We start from the raw sequence: 17,532 nt of genomic DNA on the forward strand, positions 1-17,532 counted from the left end.
ATGCAATTCACGATTCATCATATGGAAGACTGGCAGTCTGTTGCGGAAACAGTCATTTCAAACTTACAACACAATATTTTACTGTTAAAAGGAAATTTAGGCGCCGGAAAGACTACTTTCACGCAATTTCTGCTTAAAAACCTCGGAAGTACCGATGAAGTGAATTCACCCACCTACTCCATCGTAAACGAATACCGGACGCCGAAAGGAAAAGTTTACCACTTCGATCTGTACCGTTTGAAAAATATTGAAGAAGCCTACGATATCGGTATTGAAGAATACCTGGACAATGCCTTCCTCTGCATCATCGAATGGCCCGAAGTCTATGAAGAAGACCTCTACGGACTTAAGTACCACGAAATGAGCATCATCAATACCGGAGAAAACAGAGAAATTACATTCGGGTAAATCGTTTAAATATTATGTATCTTTGCTCCTGAATTTGAATGTAAAATAACGATCTGTAAGAACCTAATTATTTTAAAGGATGAGTACTACAAACATTTTTACTCCTTTTACCGAAGAGGAACTGATGCCGAAAGAAGAGAAACTGGAGGTCATTAAAAAAGGAAAGCAATTCAGCATCGGGATTCCCAAAGAAACCTCGCTGAATGAAAGAAGAACCTGTATAACCCCCGATGCCGTGCAGGTTTTAGTAGAAAGTGGTCATGAAATTATCATTGAAGCCGGGGCCGGGGAAGGTTCATTTTTTACAGATTTACAATATTCGGAATCCGGTGCAAGGATTACCAATGATCCTAAAGAGGCATTCTCCCAGGATCTGATTCTGAAAATCAACCCGCCTACTGAAGAGGAAATTGATTATATGCGCCCGAATACCTATCTGGTTTCAGCACTGCAGATCAACCTGCGCGACAAAGCTTATTTCCTAAAGCTGGCAGAAAAAAAGGTCAATGCGATCGCTTTTGAATTTATTGTCGACGAATACAAGCAATTGTCACTGGTAAGGCTGGTCGGAGAAATCGCAGGAACGGTGTCCATTCTTTATGCTTCAGAACTTCTGGCGCTTTCCAACGGACTGATGCTTGGCGGAATTACCGGCGTAAGACCCGCAGAAGTAGTGATCATCGGGGCTGGAATCGTAGGCGAATTTGCTACAAAAGCCGCTATCGGTTTGGGAGCCAGTGTTCGCGTATTCGACAATTCCCTTTCCAAGCTCAGAAGGCTTCACACGTTGGTCGACAGCAGGGTTCCTACCTCCATCATTGATCCTAAAGAACTTAAAAAAGCCCTGAGAAGAGCCGACGTTGTGATCGGAGCTCTTCCCAGACTGAATATGACACCGATCGTAACGGAAGACATGGTGATGAAAATGAAGAAAGGCAGCGTGATCATCGATATTACCATTGATAACGGTAAGGTGATCGAAACTTCCGAACTTACAACCATGGAAGACCCTTACATCATCAAGCACGGCGTAATCCATTGCGGACTTCCGAACCTTACTTCCCGGATGCCGCGGACAACTACCAAAGCTATCTCGAATTTCTTCCTTTCCTATATCTTAAATTACGATGAAGAAGGCGGTTTTGAAAATATGCTGGTTCGCAAAAACGAAATGAAACAGAGCCTTTATATGTACAAAGGCAGGCATACGAAAAAAATAATCTGCGACCGTTTTGGGCTTACCTATCACGATATCAATCTTTTAATTTTCTAATGAAGAAACTCAAGTTTTACATGATCGGCCTTATTCCGGGGCTTATCATCGTATTTTTTATATTAAACAAAAAAGGCGCAAGCTGCAGCGGATATCTTCCGAACAGCAGGGTGATTGCAGAAACACTTTCTAAAGATTTTAAATATTCGGATGCTTTCAAAGCGGAAATGGCGACGTTGAAAATTGATGAAAAATTTTTAAAAGACAGCATCATCACCAAAGGAAAGGTTGATTTCGACAAAAGCCACGCGCAAAAAAAGCCCTGCCCGGATTATCTGCTGACCTATCCTGAGGACAAGCCAAAGTACGAAATCACTTTTGAAAAATGTGAGGAACAGGCAACCATGAATTCTCTGAAAAAGTTGAGATAAACAGCAGACGTAAAACAGCAATGATTTACTAATGTTCGGAATATAAACCAGCAAAAACTTTAGATTAATGGACGGCAATTATTATATGATCTATGATTACCTGATCTTTATCGGAGTATTTGCCATTTTCTTTTTTTTGACGGTCGGTATTTATCTCTTCATTGAAAATCAGAAAATTAAAATTAAGAATACCAGGCTTTCCGAAGCCAACAAAATCATTCAGCAGCGGCTGAACGAAGTTCAACTTGAGCAGATCGGCACCAAACTGAATCCGCATCTATTTAAAAATATCCTGAATTCCGTGCAGTCGCATGCTTACCAGACTTATATGTCGCTGGATAAACTGGCCAATGTGCTGGATTATATCCTCTACGAAAGCAACAATAAATTTGTAAGCCCGAAAGAAGAACTGGATTTTGCCCTGAGCCTCATCGAGATTAATAAAATCAAGGTCAATCCCCTTTTTGATTTTAGGATTAAATCCAAAGTCAACAAATCCGATGAAATTTACGAAGAGAAAGTTTTTGCCCCGCTGCTTTCGGTAGACCTCATCGAAAATGCTTTCAAGCATACCGATTTCCTGGCACAGGATTCTTTCATTTCCATTTACCTGGAGCTTGAAGACCGTACTTTTACGATGAAAGTAAGCAACAAGGCGTCTCTGAAAAACGTCCTTGAAAAAGAGAAGAGTGGTTTCGGCAGCCAGTCACTGGACAAAAGGCTGAAAATGATTTACAACGATTTTTATACCCTTCAGAAAAATTCGAAAAACGGTATCTTCACCGCGGAATTAACAATCAATTTAGGAGCATTCTATGATAAAATGCGTTATTCTTGATGACGAACTGCTGGCGATCAGCTATTTGAAATTGCTCTGCGAACAGATGGAGGAGGTCGAGGTGGTAAAAGCCTTCAACGATCCTAAAATTTTCCTGAATGAAATCGGAGAAATCGATTGCAATGTCTGCATCTTAGACATTGAAATGCCCGGAATAAACGGTCTTCAGGTAGCAGAACGTATCTCCGGTTCAAAGAAAATCATCTTTACGACAGCGTATAAAGAATATGCCGCCGAAGCTTTTGATCTGAATGTCGTCGACTATGTGCGAAAGCCCATTAAAAAAGAAAGGCTTGCCCAGGCTTTTGAAAAGGCCGCCGAACTGATCCGGAAATCCCATAAAAAAGACTTCATCGAATGGAATACCAATATCGGGAGAACGGTGATTTTTACAGACCAGATCGCTTACATCAAAACTTCAGAAATCGACAGCCGAGACAAAGATATCCTCCTGAATGACGGTACCGGTATCGTCCTGAAAAACCTGAATTTCAAAAATCTCCTGGAAATGCTTCCTGCAAAAGATTTCGCCCAGGTAAATAAAAAAGAGGTTATTGCCCTGCCTTCGATCAAGGTATTTTCAACCAACGAAATTATCACGACCATTCCTTCCGGGGAAGGCAGTTTTCTGAAACTTCACATCGGGGAAGCCTATAAAAACACTTTACTGGAGAGGCTGGGAAAATAAATTCTTCCAAAGGTTTTCGATTTCCACATAACTTTAGACCTAATTGCAGGCAGGTACAGATCTAGGCTAATCTTTCCGGAAAGCTTTTATTACATTATTTGTGACATTTGTTACATTTAAAAAATTTTACTGTTTGCCAATCATATATTCTTTAGAAATTTACATCTGATAAAACAAAGGAACTATGAACTTGGGAAAATATAAGAACCTTATTTTCTACATCAGTACCATCGCATTTTTTTCATGCCTGATGTACTGGTTTTTTGTGGAAGGAAAAACCTTGGAAATTGGGGGAAATATCGCACCGGCCAAAACAACCGGCGATACCATGTGGGAGAATTTTACCGATTCTTTTCTTGCAAATCTTCACCATCCTTTAGCACTCCTGCTCACCCAGATCGTTACCATCATTATGGTGGCCAAGCTTTTCGGATGGATTTGTATAAAGCTGAAACAGCCGTCGGTCATCGGTGAAATGATTGCCGGGATCGTATTGGGACCTTCCCTTTTCGGGCTTTATTTTCCGGAACTTTCGGCATTTCTTTTCCCGAAGGAATCTTTACCTAATTTGCAGTTTTTAAGCCAGATCGGTTTGATCCTATTTATGTATATTGTTGGGATGGAGCTTGATCTCAGTGTACTGAGAAAAAAAGCGCACGATGCAGTGGTCATCAGTCATGCCAGCATCATTATTCCCTTTGCTCTTGGCGTTGGGCTCTCCTATTTTATTTATAAGGAATTTGCACCGGAGGGCATCCAGTTCAGTTCATTTGCCCTGTTTATTGCCATTGCCATGAGCATCACGGCATTTCCGGTGCTCGCAAGAATCGTCCAGGAAAGAAATCTCCATAAAACCAAAATAGGAACGGTAGTCATCACCTGCGCCGCCGCCGACGATATTACGGCATGGTGCATCCTGGCAGCCGTTATTGCCATTGTAAAGGCGGGATCATTCTCAGGATCGGTCTTTGTTATTCTGATGGCCGTTCTTTATGTCTTTATTATGATCAAAGCGGTTAGGCCGTTTCTATTAAGAATTGCCGAGGCGCAAAAAGGAAAAGGATTCATCAGCAAAGGGCTGGTGGCCGTCTTTTTCCTGATCCTGATCATTTCGTCGTATGCTACTGAAGTAATCGGCATTCATGCGCTTTTCGGAGCATTTATGGCTGGCGCGATCATGCCCGAAAATGTAAAATTCAGAAGCCTGTTCGTAGAAAAGGTTGAAGATGTGGCGCTGGTGCTGCTGCTTCCGCTGTTCTTCGTATTTACAGGATTAAGAACACAGATCGGATTACTAAATGACCCACATCTCTGGAAAATCGGAGGGTTTATAATCCTAACAGCCGTTGTCGGAAAATTTGTAGGAAGTGCCCTGACCGCAAAATTCCTAAGCCTGAGCTGGAAGGACAGCCTCACCATTGGCGCCCTGATGAACACGCGCGGGTTAACCGAACTTATCGTCTTAAATATCGGCTACGATCTCGGCGTTTTGGGACCAGAACTTTTTGCGATGCTTGTCATCATGGCGTTATTTACCACTTTTATGACCGGCCCTTCTCTGGACCTGATCAATTACCTGTTCAGAGGAAAAAAATCTTCCCTGGAGGACGAGGATGAAAATAAAGATGACGACGCCAAATATAGAGTCCTGCTGTCTTTTGAAACCTCAAGATCAGGAAGCACCCTGTTGAAGCTTGCCGACAATTTCACCCGCAAAATGAACGGAAATAAAAGTGTAACCGCCATGAACATTGCTCCTGTTGATGAACTTCATGCCTTCGACATCAATCATTTTGAAAAAGAGCAGTTTAAAAACGTCATTGAGACGTCCAATGAGCTCGATCTGGAAATCACAACTCTTTTTAAAGCGTCAACCGATGTTGAAAATGATCTTGTAAATATTACCAATCGTGGCAATTATGACCTTCTCCTGATGATGCTCGGAAAATCGATGTACGAAGGCAGTTTGCTGGGAAGGCTGCTTGGTTTCACTACGAAAATCATCAATCCTGAAAAATTATTGAATACGGTAAAAGGCAAAGGAAATATATTCAACAACTCCCCTTTCAACGATTTTACCCTGCAAATCCTGGATAAAACCAATATTCCCGTAGGCATCCTGCTGGAAAAAGACTTCACTTCTGCGGACCGGGTGTTTGTCCCGATTTTTAATTTAAGCGATTTCTACCTGTTGGAATATGCCAAACGGCTCATCAACAACAACAATTCTCAGATCATCATTCTGGATGCGGCAGGACAGATCCGCAATAATATTGAAGTAAAAGAGCTTATCCGGAGTATTGAGCAGGTCGCACCCAATCACATCACTTTATATAACGAGAAAAAGATCGAGAAAGAATTCCTGGATGCCCAGGACTTAATGCTGGTCAGCAGCCGGAGCTGGAAAAGCCTGATCGACACCAAAAGCCTCTGGCTGTCGGATATTCCCTCTACATTGATCATCTCAAACCCCTGATCAGTGAATGGTGAGTTTTAAAAGTGAATCGCTGCGCTGTGAATTTCTTCGAGGCAATTGTCAATTTTGTGCTGACCGGAAAAATTCACTTGCAAAGCAAAATTCACCTTTCACCATTCACTTTTTTAATTTTCAATTAAAAAAAATTACTTATCTTCGTTTTGTGATTATGAATAACAGAACATATTATTACGGAATTTTTGCCTCAGTCTTGGGATAAGGATTTCGTATATCAATACCATCAACCTCGTCCTTGGGCGGGGTTTTTTATTTAAAATTTAAACGATGAAAATAAGCATTATAGGAGTCGGGCTGATCGGAGGATCAATGGCACTGAAATTAAGAGAAAAGGGAATCGCCGACTTTATTTACGGAATTGACAACAGCGACAAGCACTTGAGCGAAGCGTTGGATTTACATATAATCGACGAAAGGGCTGATCTGGAGGAAGGAATTAAAAATGCCGATCTGATCATTCTTGCCATTCCCGTAGATGCCGCCAGGAAACTCCTGCCCAAGATACTCGACCTGATCTCTGAAAACCAGACGGTAATGGACGCCGGTTCTACAAAAGCAGGCATTGTACATGCAGTACAAAACCATCCTAAAAGATCCCGATTTATAGCTTTCCACCCGATGTGGGGAACCGAAAACAACGGACCTGCATCAGCCGTATCAGACAGCTTTACCGGAAAAGCAGGCGTCATCTGCAATAAGGAAGAATCTGCTGAAGACGCATTGCAGCTGGTAAAAAAAGTCGCGGAGAGCCTGGAGATGCACCTGATTTATATGAGTGCAGAAAGCCACGACGTCCATACGGCGTACATTTCCCATATTTCCCATATTACTTCTTATGCTTTGGCCAACACCGTTTTGGAAAAGGAACGGGAAGAAGAAACCATCTTCCAGCTGGCAAGTTCCGGGTTTTCCAGCACCGTACGTCTGGCAAAATCCCATCCTGAAATGTGGGTCCCGATCTTCAAGCAGAATAAAGAGAATGTCTTGGATGTACTGAACGAACATATTTCCCAATTACGAAAGTTTAAATCGGCCCTGGAAAAAGAAAATTTCGAATATTTAGGTGAACTGATTTCCAATGCCAACAAAATCCGTGGGATTTTGGAAAAGTAGCGGAGAGCCGTTCTCAAACCAATTCTACAAATTTCAAGCTATGAATTATCGATAAAAAATTTTTAATAAAATTATAACCTTATTACGATTAACATTCCGGAACATTTACCGCGATGGCCAGTCCACCTTCGGAAGTCTCCTTAAAACGGTCGTTCATCGACAATGCTGTTTCCCACATTGTTTGGATCACTTCATCCAAGGTTACTTTTGCTTTTGAAGGATCACTTTCCAAAGCAATATTGGCAGCGGTGATTGCTTTGATGGCCCCCATCGTATTTCTTTCGATACACGGAATCTGCACCAGTCCTCTGATCGGGTCGCAGGTTAAGCCCAGGTGATGTTCCATCGCAATTTCGGCAGCCATTAAAACCTGCCCGATGTTTCCGCCGAGAATTTCCGTAAGGCCGGCCGCAGCCATTGCCGACGAAACCCCGACTTCCGCCTGGCAGCCGCCCATCGCTGCAGAAATGGTCGCATTTTTCTTGAATAATGTACCGATTTCCCCAGCCACAAGCAGGAACCGGACAATATCATCATCACTGGTAAAATTCGTGAATGCCTGAGCATACATCAGCACAGCCGGAATAACGCCGCTTGCCCCATTGGTAGGAGCGGTGATGATTCTTCCGAAACTCGCGTTTTCTTCGTTTACCGCCAATGCAAAACAGGAAATCCATTTGTTGATATTGGTAAAGTTTTCTTCAGCATCCACAACCTGCTGAAACCACTCGTCTTTATTTTTATAAATTTTATCGCCCAGTAATTTCCGGTTGATGCCGGCTGCTCTCCGGGAAACATTTAGCCCGCCGGGAAGTGTGCCTTCTTTATTGACGCCCTTATAGATGCATTCTTTGATCTGCTGCCAGATATAGAGGGCTTCTGCTCTCGTTTCCTCCTGGGATCTCCAGCTTTCCTCGTTCATCAGGATCAGGTCGGAAATCCTGCTTAGGCCCAGCTTTTCGCAATACTTCACAATATCCGAGGATTTATGACATGGATATAAGGTACGGACACAATGCTTGTCGATTGATTTTTTTTCCTGGCTCATGATAAAGCCTCCGCCTACCGAATAAAAATCCTGTACCAGCTCGTTTCCGTCTTCAAAAACAGCCCTGAAAATCATTCCGTTCGGATGATAGTCCAGCGATTTCTGCATATTGAGCACCAAATGATGACCGTAAATAAAAGTGATTTCTTTTTCGCCGCCCAGATTCAGGATATGGGTAGTTTTGATCTGCTCTACTTTTGCATCGATCTTCGTGGTATCAATGGTTCTGAAATCTTCGCCATTCAGACCCAGCATTCCGGCGATATCGGTTCCGTGTCCAATCCCCGTTTTGGCCAGTGACCCGAAAAATTCCAGGAAAACTTCTTTTACTTCGTCTATTGACCTTTCTCTTTTTATAATCCTGATAAATGCTGAAGCGGCATTCCATGGTCCCATGGTGTGCGAACTGGACGGGCCTATGCCTACTTTGATAATCTCAAAAACCGATATTGATTCCATATAGAAAATGCATCATTTTTCCTGAGCACAAAGATACACGATAAATTGAGATGCAAAAGCCGGAGGTGAAAAATCACTTCCGGCTTTTTAAAAACTATATGAACACTGATTTTTTTTCAGATTATGTGTGATAGCGAATTGTCAATGGTGAATAGTCAATTCGCTTTCGCGGTCAATGGTCAATTTTGAATGACTGAAAAAATTCACTTGCAAAGCAAAATTCACCATTCACCCTTCACCTTTTCAGCAAAGTCTTTCTTCATGCTGGGAAATGTCAAGTCCCATATTTTCCGATTCTTCTGAAACCCTTAGTGTGATGATGCTGTCGGTGATCTTATACAGAAGCAACGAACCGAAAAATGCGAACAGCGATACCAGAAGCAGCGCCATCATGTGATGGGCAAACACTCCGAGTCCTCCATGAAGTAGACTGGCATTTTCGCCGTGCGCAAAAATTGCCGTTAAGATCATCCCCATGATTCCGCCAACACCGTGGCAGGCAAAAACATCCAGCGTATCGTCTATTTTCTTTAATGCTTTCCAGTTCACCATGATATTGGAAACAATGGCAGAGATAAACCCGATGAAAAGGCTTTCCGAAACCGAAACGAAACCGCAGGCCGGTGTAATGGCAACCAGTCCTACGACTGCTCCGATACACGCTCCCATTGCGGAAACTTTTCTTTTATTGATCCTGTCGAAAAATATCCAGGTCATCATCGCGGAAGCCGAAGCAATGGTTGTTGTCCCGAAAGCCGTAGCTGCTGTGGCATTGGCACTTAGAGCCGAGCCCGCATTGAACCCAAACCAACCGAACCAAAGCATTCCTGTTCCCAGCATCACATACGAGATGTTTGAAGGGTCGTGGTGAGGCCTTTTTCTGTTTCCTACGACCATCGCTCCCGCCAAGGCAGCAAAACCGGCGCTCATGTGAACCACCGTTCCTCCGGCAAAGTCCTTTACGCCGAAATATTTATTCAGAAGACCGTCCGGATGCCAAACCATGTGGCAAAGCGGAGTATAGATAAAGATGCTGAAAAGCACCATGAATAAAAGATAAGAAATAAAACGTACCCGTTCTGCAAAAGAACCCGTGATCAAAGCCGGTGTAATAACCGCAAACTTCATCTGGAAAAGGGCAAAAAGAATAAAAGGAATTGTGGAAGCCATAGCTTTATGAGGTAAGACACCTACCCTGCTGAAAAAAGGATAGCTTAAAGGATTCCCGATGATGCCGTAATGTTCTCCGTTGATCGTAAATCCTATTGAATCTCCGAAAGACAGGGAAAAACCGACTACTACCCACAGCATGGAAATCACTCCGAGTGCAATAAAGCTTTGCAGCATGGTGGAAATAACGTTTTTCTTACCCACCATTCCGCCATAAAAAAAGGAAAGGCCTGGCGTCATCAGCAAAACAAGGCCGGCAGCCGCTAAAATCCAGGCAACATCCGCCCCTACGATTTTGTCTTCACTTAAAAATTCTCCCGTATTCGGAAAATCCACAATGGGGCTCCAGAACAATCCTCCTATTGCAACCAAGGCAATAAGGATGAATGAAACGATCCATTTTAAACCTACTGTCATAAAAATTTATGTTTTACCCCGTCAAAATTAAGTATAAATTTTCAAAAACAGTGTAAAAATAAAACCAACCCCTAAATTTTAATATAAATTTAAAATTAAATTCAAATTATTATTCCAATACCCCCTCTAAAATATTAGCTACTTCTTTGAATTTTGTAATCGGGAAAAGATGGGTACCGCCTTTGATAATATAATCCGGTTTGGAATTCTTTATCGGGAATACGATGTCCTTGTCGCCCATAATCTGAACCACTTCCGGATTTTCGTCGAATTTCCAGTCGGAGATCTTTTCGACCGACCATTTTAAATAATAAGGGTCTCTCACCCTGAAATATTGCAGCACTTTCGGATTTCGCGGGTCAAAAAATTTCCTGACCACCGAATACATATTGGTGGTTTTCTCATTGAAAAATGTTACCGGAAGCAGTTTGGGAATCTTGGTGATCTGTCCGGTGCGTATCAGCCGGGATTTCTCCTTATCGGATTTGATGCTTCCGAGGATCACAACTTTCTTTGCAGGTTTGAGCTTATTAATTTCCTGAACCATCAGACCGCCAAAGGAATATCCTACCAGATAAAACGGTTCCGAATCATCGATTTTTTCAGCCATTCTTTCAACATAGCCGGCAAAGTCTTCGTTAAGATGAGGAATCAGCCATTCGATAAAAACCACCTCATGGCGTTTCGGAAACTGAATTTTTTCCAATACCTTGAAATCTGCGCCTAATCCGCTTACTACATATATTTTCATCCTACTAAAATAAAGAATTCGAACAAAAAAATGAGCGGCTTTCTGAAAAACCGCTCATTCTTATTCATTAAAAGACCAAGGTCTTATTTTTTCTTTTTTACAGGTGTTCTGTTTTCGTTATCCAATACCGCTGTGGAAAGCTTAAACTGGATATCCATTTCGTTTTTGATGAAATAATCTTTCAGTGAAGACTGGTAGAATACCTTGAAATCTCTTCTGTTCAGAGAGAACTTTGCAGATTCGATCACTACGGTAAACTGGGTAATGTATACGTTTGCAGGGAAAGTGATGGTTTTTCTCACGCCTTTGATCGTTACGTCTCCGTAAACAGTAGAGTTATAGTCGCTGTTTGCCAGAGGGATAATCTTTGTTAAATGGAATTTCGCAAGCGGAAACTTTTTAACGTCAAAGAAATTAGAGCTTTTAAGATCGTTGGTAAGTTTCACCATATCTTCGTCCTGGCTTGAAACATCACCGGCCATGATCGACTTCATATCGATTACAAATTCACCGTCTACCAAAACTGTTTTATCGAAAGTGAACTTTCCACTTTTCAGCTTTATGGTTCCGGAATGGGTTGTAGGAACCGTTTTTACCACTTTATATCCCCACCATCTGATTTCCGATGAGGTTACTTTTACCACTTTATCTCCTTTCTTCTGCCCGAAAACAAATGACATACTTATGCACATCATCGCAAACAATAGTAATCTTTTCATTCTTTTTTATTTACAATTCAACAAAAATAAAAAAAAGTGTAGAACTTCTACACTTTTAACAATCTTTTTTTGATTAAATTATTTAGCTGTTACTTTTACCTGCAAATCCATGTCATCTTTCACAAGAACATCCTGCATGGTAGACTTATAAGCTACGTCGAATTTCTGTCTGTCGATGGAGAATTTGTTTGATACTAAGCTTACGGTTCCGTTAGCATAACTGATCTTAGCAGGGAAAGAGATCGCGTTCGTTTTTCCTTTTACCGTTAAATTACCGGTTACTAAAGAATTGTATACTTTATCGTTGTTTTTCTTTACGCCTGTAATTTTGAAGGTAGCGGTAGGAAACTTTTCAACTTCAAAGAAATCGCCGTTTTTCAAGTGTCCGTTAAGCTTCTGCTGATATTCTCCGGAAAGGTCTGTCGCGTTGATGGAAGTCATATCCAAAACGAAAGTACCGCCAACCAGTTGGTTTCCTTTCATTACCATTTCTCCTGACTTCACCTTTACAGTTCCGTTGTGAGAGCTGGCCTCAGATTTTGCGATTTTGTATCCCCACCACTGCACATCGGAGCTTACTACTTTTTTTGCCTGTCCGAATGCTAAACCACTCGCCAATACTGCTAATAAAAATATTTTTTTCATTTGAATAAAAGTTATTTACTTGTTCTTTATTACGGATGCAAATGTAGTTAACTGTAACGATAGATTCCGTTGATGTACATCAATAAATGCAATTATTTTTATAAATAACCTTACTCCATAAAAAAAGCTCCGGAAAATCCGGAGCCTGTTTTATTCTTGATAGTATGCGGTGTACAATGCTGCACCATTCAGTGCGGTATTTTCGTTTTTGTTCAGATAGATCGGGATGTTTCTCAGCATCTCTTCCATCTTGTCGCTGATCTTGAACTTTTCGTAGAATTTATCTTTATTGATATACGATGCAATCGCCTGCGGAATATCCCCAGAAATCAGCAAACCTCCTGTTGCTTTTAATTTCAGCGTTAAGTTATTTGCTTCTCTGGCTAAGAACTCAAGGAATGTATCTAAGGCAATTTTACAAATCAGCACATCTTCTTCCACGGCTGCTTTATACAATTCTTCTACAAAGTTTCCGTTGGCCAGACGATCGGCAAGCCATTCCGGCTCAGGATGTCTTTTCACGTCTCTCAGGAATCGGTAAATATTGAATAGACCTCCTTTGGACAGTACATTTTCCCAGCTTACGATACCATACAGGTTGTTCAGGAACTGGTAGAATTCCACCTCAACATTGGTTCTCGGAGAGAATTCGGAGTGTCCGCCTTCTGTTGCAAACGGCCTGATGTATTTTCCGTCAAAGAAATATCCGGCTTCTCCCAGTCCGTTCCCCGGTGCAAGGATCGCCACGTTTCCTTTTTCCAGATGCCCGCTGGTGTAAATTGGATCCAGATCGCTGTCTTCCAACAGTCCCATACCGTAAGCGGAAGCCTCCTGGTCGTTCAGCATGTCTACTTTTTCGAAATTAAAATCGTTTTTGAAATCTTCGACATCCAGGTTCCAGCCCAGCCTTTCAGGAGAACTTTTCCCGTACAATACAGGTCCCGGAACGGCAATTCCGAGTCTTTTTACATTTTCCAGCCCGTTATCCTGAACAAACTTCTTCAGAATTTCTGTAAAGGAAGCATATTCTTTGGTAAGATAATTATTTTGGATTTTAATCTCAAGACCTCCGTTGCCGGAAACAAAATAGCCTAAAGTTGTAATATCTTCACGAAGGTTTGCGCCAATGATAGAAACATTGTCGTTGCTAGCATTTTTTACCCCCGGTAAATAAAGTGGAAATTTCGGATTTAAAATCATAACCTCAAATTTTATCAAATATAATAATAACTTTCGTAAATTTTCGTTAGAAATAAAAAACCTTCTCAAAAATTCGAAAAGGTTTGGTTAATAATTGCTTATATAAAAATCTAACTATTTTCCTAAAGGGATATTGTAGGAAAATCCTACTCCTATATTGCCTACATTGTAGTCCTGATTCGGCAAATCGCCGTTGTTTCCTACAAATACTTTCTGATACTGTACAAAGAAATTCCAGTCCTGGTTGTGGTAACCGATCTCAGGCTTTAAATAGAAACCGCCGTTCGGTCTGTCTAACGTCGTATTGGAAGCTACCTTATCATCTCCTACAAGGAATCCGTATCCTAAGTCGGTACCGAAATAAAATCCTGTTTGCTTCGGATAAATTCTGATCAGGGCAGCTACAGGAACTACGCCTACATCGTTGTTATTGTATCCGTTGTTATCTTTTCCAAAATAATGAGTGTATCCTGTTGCGATACCCAATCCGAATCCCGGAGTGATGAGATTCTGATAAGCTACATCTAACCCTACCGCCATGGAAGTATTATCGGCTGGAACTGCTAAACCAACATTTGCTCCTACCTTGATCATATTATTCATCTGTGCACTTTGTGCGCTTAATGCTCCTGCAGTCAATATTCCGGCAAATAAAATTGCTTGTTTAAACATTTTCATAACTCTGATTATTTTAAATTTTACTAAGCTGAAAACTGTAAAAATCATGCCAAGCAAAAGGTTTCACAGGACTTTAACGCTTTACAGGAGCGCAATACAATGAATTCCAGCCGGTTATTTTTTAAAAAAAATTAAATACTTGTTTAAAAAAATTTGAGGATGCCCTCAAATAACGGCTTCAATATTAACGAATCTTAATCGTTATTAATTTTAACCTTGTATTTGCAGTACAATCAAAATGTAAACAACGCTTATGGATTCTCCTTCACTACTTAATAACAAGCACCTTCTGTGGCGTGCCGGTTTCGGACCCGGAATCGCCCAGTTTGAAGATCTCGGCAAAAAAGATACAAAAAACCTCCTCGAAGATCTTTTGCGTGAAGAAACCTTTCAGTACATCAATTATGAAACGCCGGATATTGCTGAAGCAGCAGATACGATGAATGTAATGAGCGATACTTTCCCAGCCGAAAGGAAAAAAGAAATGCAGAAAATCTACCGGCAGCAGAACGAAGAGCTGAACCTGAACTTTCTCGGTAAAATGGTCACCAGCAAAGAGCAGATGAGGGAGAAGATGGCTTTTTTCTGGCACGGGCATTTTGCCAGCAGGGTTCAGAATCCGAAATTCAACCGGCAGATCCTTAATGTTATCCGGAAAAATGCGCTCGGAAATTTCAAAGACTTGCTCTTTGAAGTTAGCCAGGCTCCGGCCATGCTGAACTTTCTGAACAACCAGCAGAATAAAAAAGACCATCCGAATGAAAACTTTGCCCGCGAAGTAATGGAGCTATTCACCATGGGTCGCGGAAATTACACCGAAAAAGACATCCGGGAAGCAGCCCGGGCCTTTACCGGATGGAGCTATGATAAAGAAGGAAATTTTGTTGAAAAAGCGAAAATTCATGACGAAGGATCCAAGACCTTTTTGGGAAAGACAGGCAATTTTACCGGTTCGGACGTGTTGAATATCATCCTGGAACAGAAAGCGACGGCAAAATTCATCACGGCAAAAATTTACCGTTTTTTCGTGAATGAAAACGCAGATGAGGCCATCGTGAATACTTTGAGCGAAAATTTTTACCGGTCCGGCTATGATATTAAAAAATTGATGAAAGATATATTTTCGAGCTCGTGGTTTTACGACAGGAAAAATATCGGTACCCATATTAAATCACCGATTGAGCTGATGGCCGGAATGATGCGGGCACTTCCCATGAATATTCAGAATCCTGAAAACCTGATTGTTTACCAAAAACTGTTGGGCCAAATGCTGCTGTACCCACCGAATGTTGCCGGCTGGCCAAACGGGAAATCGTGGATCGACAGCTCAACCCTGATGCTGAGACTGCAGATTCCGCAAATCTGGTCAGGATTGCGGCCACTGGACTACCGGCCGAAGGAAGACGATGATCTGGATATGGGATTGAAAAACAACACCAATACGCTGGCCAAAAGCTTCAAAAACCCGAACATCACCATCGACTGGGCAAGGGTAGAGACCATCTTCAACGGAAAAAACACCGAAGACTATCTGATCCAGAACAGCCGTTCGCTGGATGTAAGTACGGTGAAAACTTTCTCGGACAACTCCGTTAAAATGAATGTCATCAATCTGATGTCCACTCCCGAATATCAATTAATGTAATAACAACGCTGAGATCCGGATAATCTATCATTTAAAATTAATCCTATGCAGATCAAAAGAAGAGAATTTCTCAAAATAAGCTCGTTGGCTACCGCTTCACTGCTGATGCCGAATTTTCTGAAAGCTATGACGTTTGACGATGCGCTGGAACCCCGTCAGAAAATCCTGGTTGTCCTGCAGTTTACCGGTGGTAACGACGGTTTGAATACGATTATTCCTACCCGAAACGACATTTATTTCCGCGAAAGAAACAAAATTGCGATCCGGAATTCGCTGCAGCTGACCGATGAAGCCGGAATTAATCCTGCCCTCTCCTATTTTAAAGAGCTCTATGACAACGGCGAACTGTCGGTGATGAACAACGTAGGTTATCCAAATCCCGATAAATCCCACTTCCGGAGCATGGACATCTGGCACTCTGCAAGCAAAAGCACCGAATACCTGGAAACCGGCTGGCTCGGACGATTCCTGGACGAAGAGTGCTACCGCTGCGAACATCCCACCCAGGCGCTGGAAGTGGATGATATGCTGAGCCTGGCCCTGAAAGGAGAAAACAATAAGGCTTTCGCTTTTAAAGATCCGAAGAGACTGTACCAGACCAGCCAGGAAAAATATTTTAAGTCGCTGTACGATCACCACCACGATGATGAGACGGTATCCTATCTGTATCAGACCTTAGGTTCAACCATCAACAATGCAGGCTATATTTTTGAAAAAAGCAAAGCAAAAAAAACCGACGAAGCCTATCCGAATTCACAGTTGGGGAAAGATTTCAAAACCGTAGCGTCTTTAATAAAGTCTGATATCAACACCCGGGTATATTATCTTTCGATCGGCAGTTTTGATACCCATGTCAATCAAAATGAAAGACAGCAGAAACTTTTTACGGATATCAATGACGCTGTAAAATCTTTCGTAGCCGATATGAAAAACAACGGTCTTTTCGATGATATTCTGCTGATGACCTTCTCCGAATTCGGAAGACGGGTTGCCCAGAATGCCAGCAACGGAACCGATCATGGAACAGCTAACCAGATGTTCTTCATCAGCGGCGGCCTGAAGAAAAAAGGATTACTAAACGCCCTCCCCGATTTGCAGCATCTCAACGAGGGAGATTTAATCTATTCTGAAGATTTCAGGAAAGTGTATGCAACCATCCTAAAGAATTGGCTGCATGCGGATTCGTCCAAAGTTTTGGGCTGGAAAAACGGAGTTTATGATTTTGTGTAAAGGTGGCTTTGATGGCCTCAATATATATTTGCTAGTGTAAAGTTTAACGCTACCGACGCTAAAAAGAATTTAGATTTCCAGCCGCAGATTTTCGTTCATAAGTGTATTTCATTCAGCAAATGATCATTGTGGATATTTGAATTATCCTACTGTGCAGATTAGCCGAATTTTACTAAAACGAAAAAGAGGCTTTCGTCAATTGAAAGCCTCTTTTTTATAATTTTAAATAAAACTACTTCTGATTAATGGGTTGGTGCCGGCAGTTTTTTCGGTTCTTTCGGCTGACTTTTCTGGTCAATCTTTTCCGATATTTTTTTAACGATAAACTCAATAACCAAAGGGGCTACCATTGCGACAACTGCTTTTAATATTCTGGATCTCATAA

At 41.7% G+C, this 17,532-nt stretch carries 17 protein-coding genes; 9 read left to right on the forward strand and 8 right to left on the reverse strand.

The window, feature by feature from the left end:
• From tsaE to QE422_RS16220, 7 genes are all read left to right on the forward strand, one after another.
• Nucleotides 1-408, forward strand: a complete 408-nt coding sequence (gene tsaE, locus QE422_RS16190; protein ID WP_307460645.1) for a tRNA (adenosine(37)-N6)-threonylcarbamoyltransferase complex ATPase subunit type 1 TsaE — start codon at nt 1-3, stop codon at nt 406-408.
• 79 nt (nt 409-487) lie between these two features.
• Nucleotides 488-1,681, forward strand: a complete 1,194-nt coding sequence (locus QE422_RS16195; protein WP_307460646.1) for an alanine dehydrogenase — start codon at nt 488-490, stop codon at nt 1,679-1,681.
• On the forward strand, nt 1,681-2,052 hold the full coding sequence (locus QE422_RS16200) for a hypothetical protein (RefSeq protein WP_307460648.1): 372 nt from the start codon (nt 1,681-1,683) through the stop codon (nt 2,050-2,052). Before QE422_RS16195 ends, QE422_RS16200 begins: the two co-directional genes overlap by 1 nt.
• A gap of 67 nt (nt 2,053-2,119) precedes the next feature.
• Nucleotides 2,120-2,890 carry a sensor histidine kinase gene (locus QE422_RS16205; RefSeq protein ID WP_307460651.1) on the forward strand — a complete coding sequence of 257 codons (771 nt, stop codon included), beginning with the start codon at nt 2,120-2,122 and terminating at the stop codon, nt 2,888-2,890.
• Nucleotides 2,868-3,578 carry a LytTR family DNA-binding domain-containing protein gene (locus tag QE422_RS16210; protein ID WP_307460654.1) on the forward strand — a complete coding sequence of 237 codons (711 nt, stop codon included), beginning with the start codon at nt 2,868-2,870 and terminating at the stop codon, nt 3,576-3,578. The genes QE422_RS16205 and QE422_RS16210 overlap by 23 nt, the downstream gene beginning before the upstream one ends.
• Before the next feature lie 184 nt (nt 3,579-3,762).
• Complete coding sequence (locus QE422_RS16215) at nt 3,763-6,054, forward strand: cation:proton antiporter (RefSeq protein ID WP_307460656.1); 2,292 nt, start codon at nt 3,763-3,765, stop codon at nt 6,052-6,054.
• Between the two features lie 285 nt (nt 6,055-6,339).
• Entirely contained in the window at nt 6,340-7,185 is an 846-nt protein-coding gene (locus QE422_RS16220) for a prephenate dehydrogenase (RefSeq protein ID WP_307460659.1), read from the forward strand.
• Between the two features lie 88 nt (nt 7,186-7,273).
• Here QE422_RS16220 and QE422_RS16225 read toward each other — a convergent pair whose 3' ends face one another.
• From QE422_RS16225 to QE422_RS16255, 7 genes are all read right to left on the reverse strand, one after another.
• Complete coding sequence (locus QE422_RS16225; protein ID WP_307460662.1) at nt 7,274-8,692, reverse strand: L-serine ammonia-lyase; 1,419 nt, start codon at nt 8,690-8,692, stop codon at nt 7,274-7,276.
• A gap of 243 nt (nt 8,693-8,935) precedes the next feature.
• Complete coding sequence (locus QE422_RS16230; protein WP_307460665.1) at nt 8,936-10,279, reverse strand: ammonium transporter; 1,344 nt, start codon at nt 10,277-10,279, stop codon at nt 8,936-8,938.
• A gap of 109 nt (nt 10,280-10,388) precedes the next feature.
• Nucleotides 10,389-11,030 (reverse strand): alpha/beta hydrolase, encoded by a 642-nt coding sequence (locus QE422_RS16235; protein WP_307460668.1) that lies wholly within the window; start codon nt 11,028-11,030, stop codon nt 10,389-10,391.
• An 83-nt stretch (nt 11,031-11,113) separates the two neighbouring features.
• Nucleotides 11,114-11,749 carry a YceI family protein gene (locus QE422_RS16240; protein ID WP_307460669.1) on the reverse strand — a complete coding sequence of 212 codons (636 nt, stop codon included), beginning with the start codon at nt 11,747-11,749 and terminating at the stop codon, nt 11,114-11,116.
• 78 nt (nt 11,750-11,827) lie between these two features.
• Nucleotides 11,828-12,394, reverse strand: a complete 567-nt coding sequence (locus QE422_RS16245) for a YceI family protein (protein ID WP_307460671.1) — start codon at nt 12,392-12,394, stop codon at nt 11,828-11,830.
• Nucleotides 12,395-12,544: 150 nt separating this feature from the next.
• The gene (locus QE422_RS16250) at nt 12,545-13,594 is read right to left on the reverse strand and encodes a glucokinase (protein WP_307460675.1); all 1,050 of its coding nucleotides are present in this window, start codon (nt 13,592-13,594) and stop codon (nt 12,545-12,547) included.
• Nucleotides 13,595-13,708: 114 nt separating this feature from the next.
• A complete protein-coding gene (locus tag QE422_RS16255; RefSeq protein WP_307460678.1) occupies nt 13,709-14,272 on the reverse strand; it encodes a hypothetical protein in 564 nt (187 codons plus the stop codon).
• A 253-nt stretch (nt 14,273-14,525) separates the two neighbouring features.
• Here QE422_RS16255 and QE422_RS16260 point away from each other — a divergent pair, with 253 nt between their 5' ends.
• Complete coding sequence (locus tag QE422_RS16260; RefSeq protein WP_307460680.1) at nt 14,526-15,917, forward strand: DUF1800 family protein; 1,392 nt, start codon at nt 14,526-14,528, stop codon at nt 15,915-15,917.
• A 45-nt stretch (nt 15,918-15,962) separates the two neighbouring features.
• Nucleotides 15,963-17,147, forward strand: coding sequence for a DUF1501 domain-containing protein (locus QE422_RS16265; protein ID WP_307460682.1), 1,185 nt, complete (start codon nt 15,963-15,965; stop codon nt 17,145-17,147).
• Nucleotides 17,148-17,389: 242 nt separating this feature from the next.
• Here the strand turns inward: QE422_RS16265 and QE422_RS16270 are convergent, their stop codons facing one another.
• On the reverse strand, nt 17,390-17,530 hold the full coding sequence (locus tag QE422_RS16270; RefSeq protein WP_307460684.1) for a hypothetical protein: 141 nt from the start codon (nt 17,528-17,530) through the stop codon (nt 17,390-17,392).
• Between the last annotated feature and the right edge of the window lie 2 nt (nt 17,531-17,532).

It is taken from the genome of Chryseobacterium sp. SORGH_AS_0447, assembly GCF_030818695.1.
Classification (GTDB): domain Bacteria; phylum Bacteroidota; class Bacteroidia; order Flavobacteriales; family Weeksellaceae; genus Chryseobacterium.

Bases quoted from the DNA above. Each gene is read 5' to 3' on its own strand.
- QE422_RS16205 (WP_307460651.1), top strand. From the start codon at position 2,120: ATGGACGGCAATTATTATATGATCTATGATTACCTGATCTTTATCGGA.
- QE422_RS16265 (WP_307460682.1), top strand. From the start codon at position 15,963: ATGCAGATCAAAAGAAGAGAATTTCTCAAAATAAGCTCGTTGGCTACC.
- tsaE (WP_307460645.1), top strand. From the start codon at position 1: ATGCAATTCACGATTCATCATATGGAAGACTGGCAGTCTGTTGCGGAA.
- QE422_RS16260 (WP_307460680.1), top strand. From the start codon at position 14,526: ATGGATTCTCCTTCACTACTTAATAACAAGCACCTTCTGTGGCGTGCC.
- QE422_RS16215 (WP_307460656.1), top strand. From the start codon at position 3,763: ATGAACTTGGGAAAATATAAGAACCTTATTTTCTACATCAGTACCATC.
- QE422_RS16210 (WP_307460654.1), top strand. From the start codon at position 2,868: ATGATAAAATGCGTTATTCTTGATGACGAACTGCTGGCGATCAGCTAT.
- QE422_RS16270 (WP_307460684.1), bottom strand. From the start codon at position 17,530: ATGAGATCCAGAATATTAAAAGCAGTTGTCGCAATGGTAGCCCCTTTG.
- QE422_RS16200 (WP_307460648.1), top strand. From the start codon at position 1,681: ATGAAGAAACTCAAGTTTTACATGATCGGCCTTATTCCGGGGCTTATC.
- QE422_RS16245 (WP_307460671.1), bottom strand. From the start codon at position 12,394: ATGAAAAAAATATTTTTATTAGCAGTATTGGCGAGTGGTTTAGCATTC.
- QE422_RS16250 (WP_307460675.1), bottom strand. From the start codon at position 13,594: ATGATTTTAAATCCGAAATTTCCACTTTATTTACCGGGGGTAAAAAAT.
- QE422_RS16225 (WP_307460662.1), bottom strand. From the start codon at position 8,692: ATGGAATCAATATCGGTTTTTGAGATTATCAAAGTAGGCATAGGCCCG.
- QE422_RS16255 (WP_307460678.1), bottom strand. From the start codon at position 14,272: ATGAAAATGTTTAAACAAGCAATTTTATTTGCCGGAATATTGACTGCA.
- QE422_RS16220 (WP_307460659.1), top strand. From the start codon at position 6,340: ATGAAAATAAGCATTATAGGAGTCGGGCTGATCGGAGGATCAATGGCA.
- QE422_RS16240 (WP_307460669.1), bottom strand. From the start codon at position 11,749: ATGAAAAGATTACTATTGTTTGCGATGATGTGCATAAGTATGTCATTT.
- QE422_RS16235 (WP_307460668.1), bottom strand. From the start codon at position 11,030: ATGAAAATATATGTAGTAAGCGGATTAGGCGCAGATTTCAAGGTATTG.
- QE422_RS16195 (WP_307460646.1), top strand. From the start codon at position 488: ATGAGTACTACAAACATTTTTACTCCTTTTACCGAAGAGGAACTGATG.
- QE422_RS16230 (WP_307460665.1), bottom strand. From the start codon at position 10,279: ATGACAGTAGGTTTAAAATGGATCGTTTCATTCATCCTTATTGCCTTG.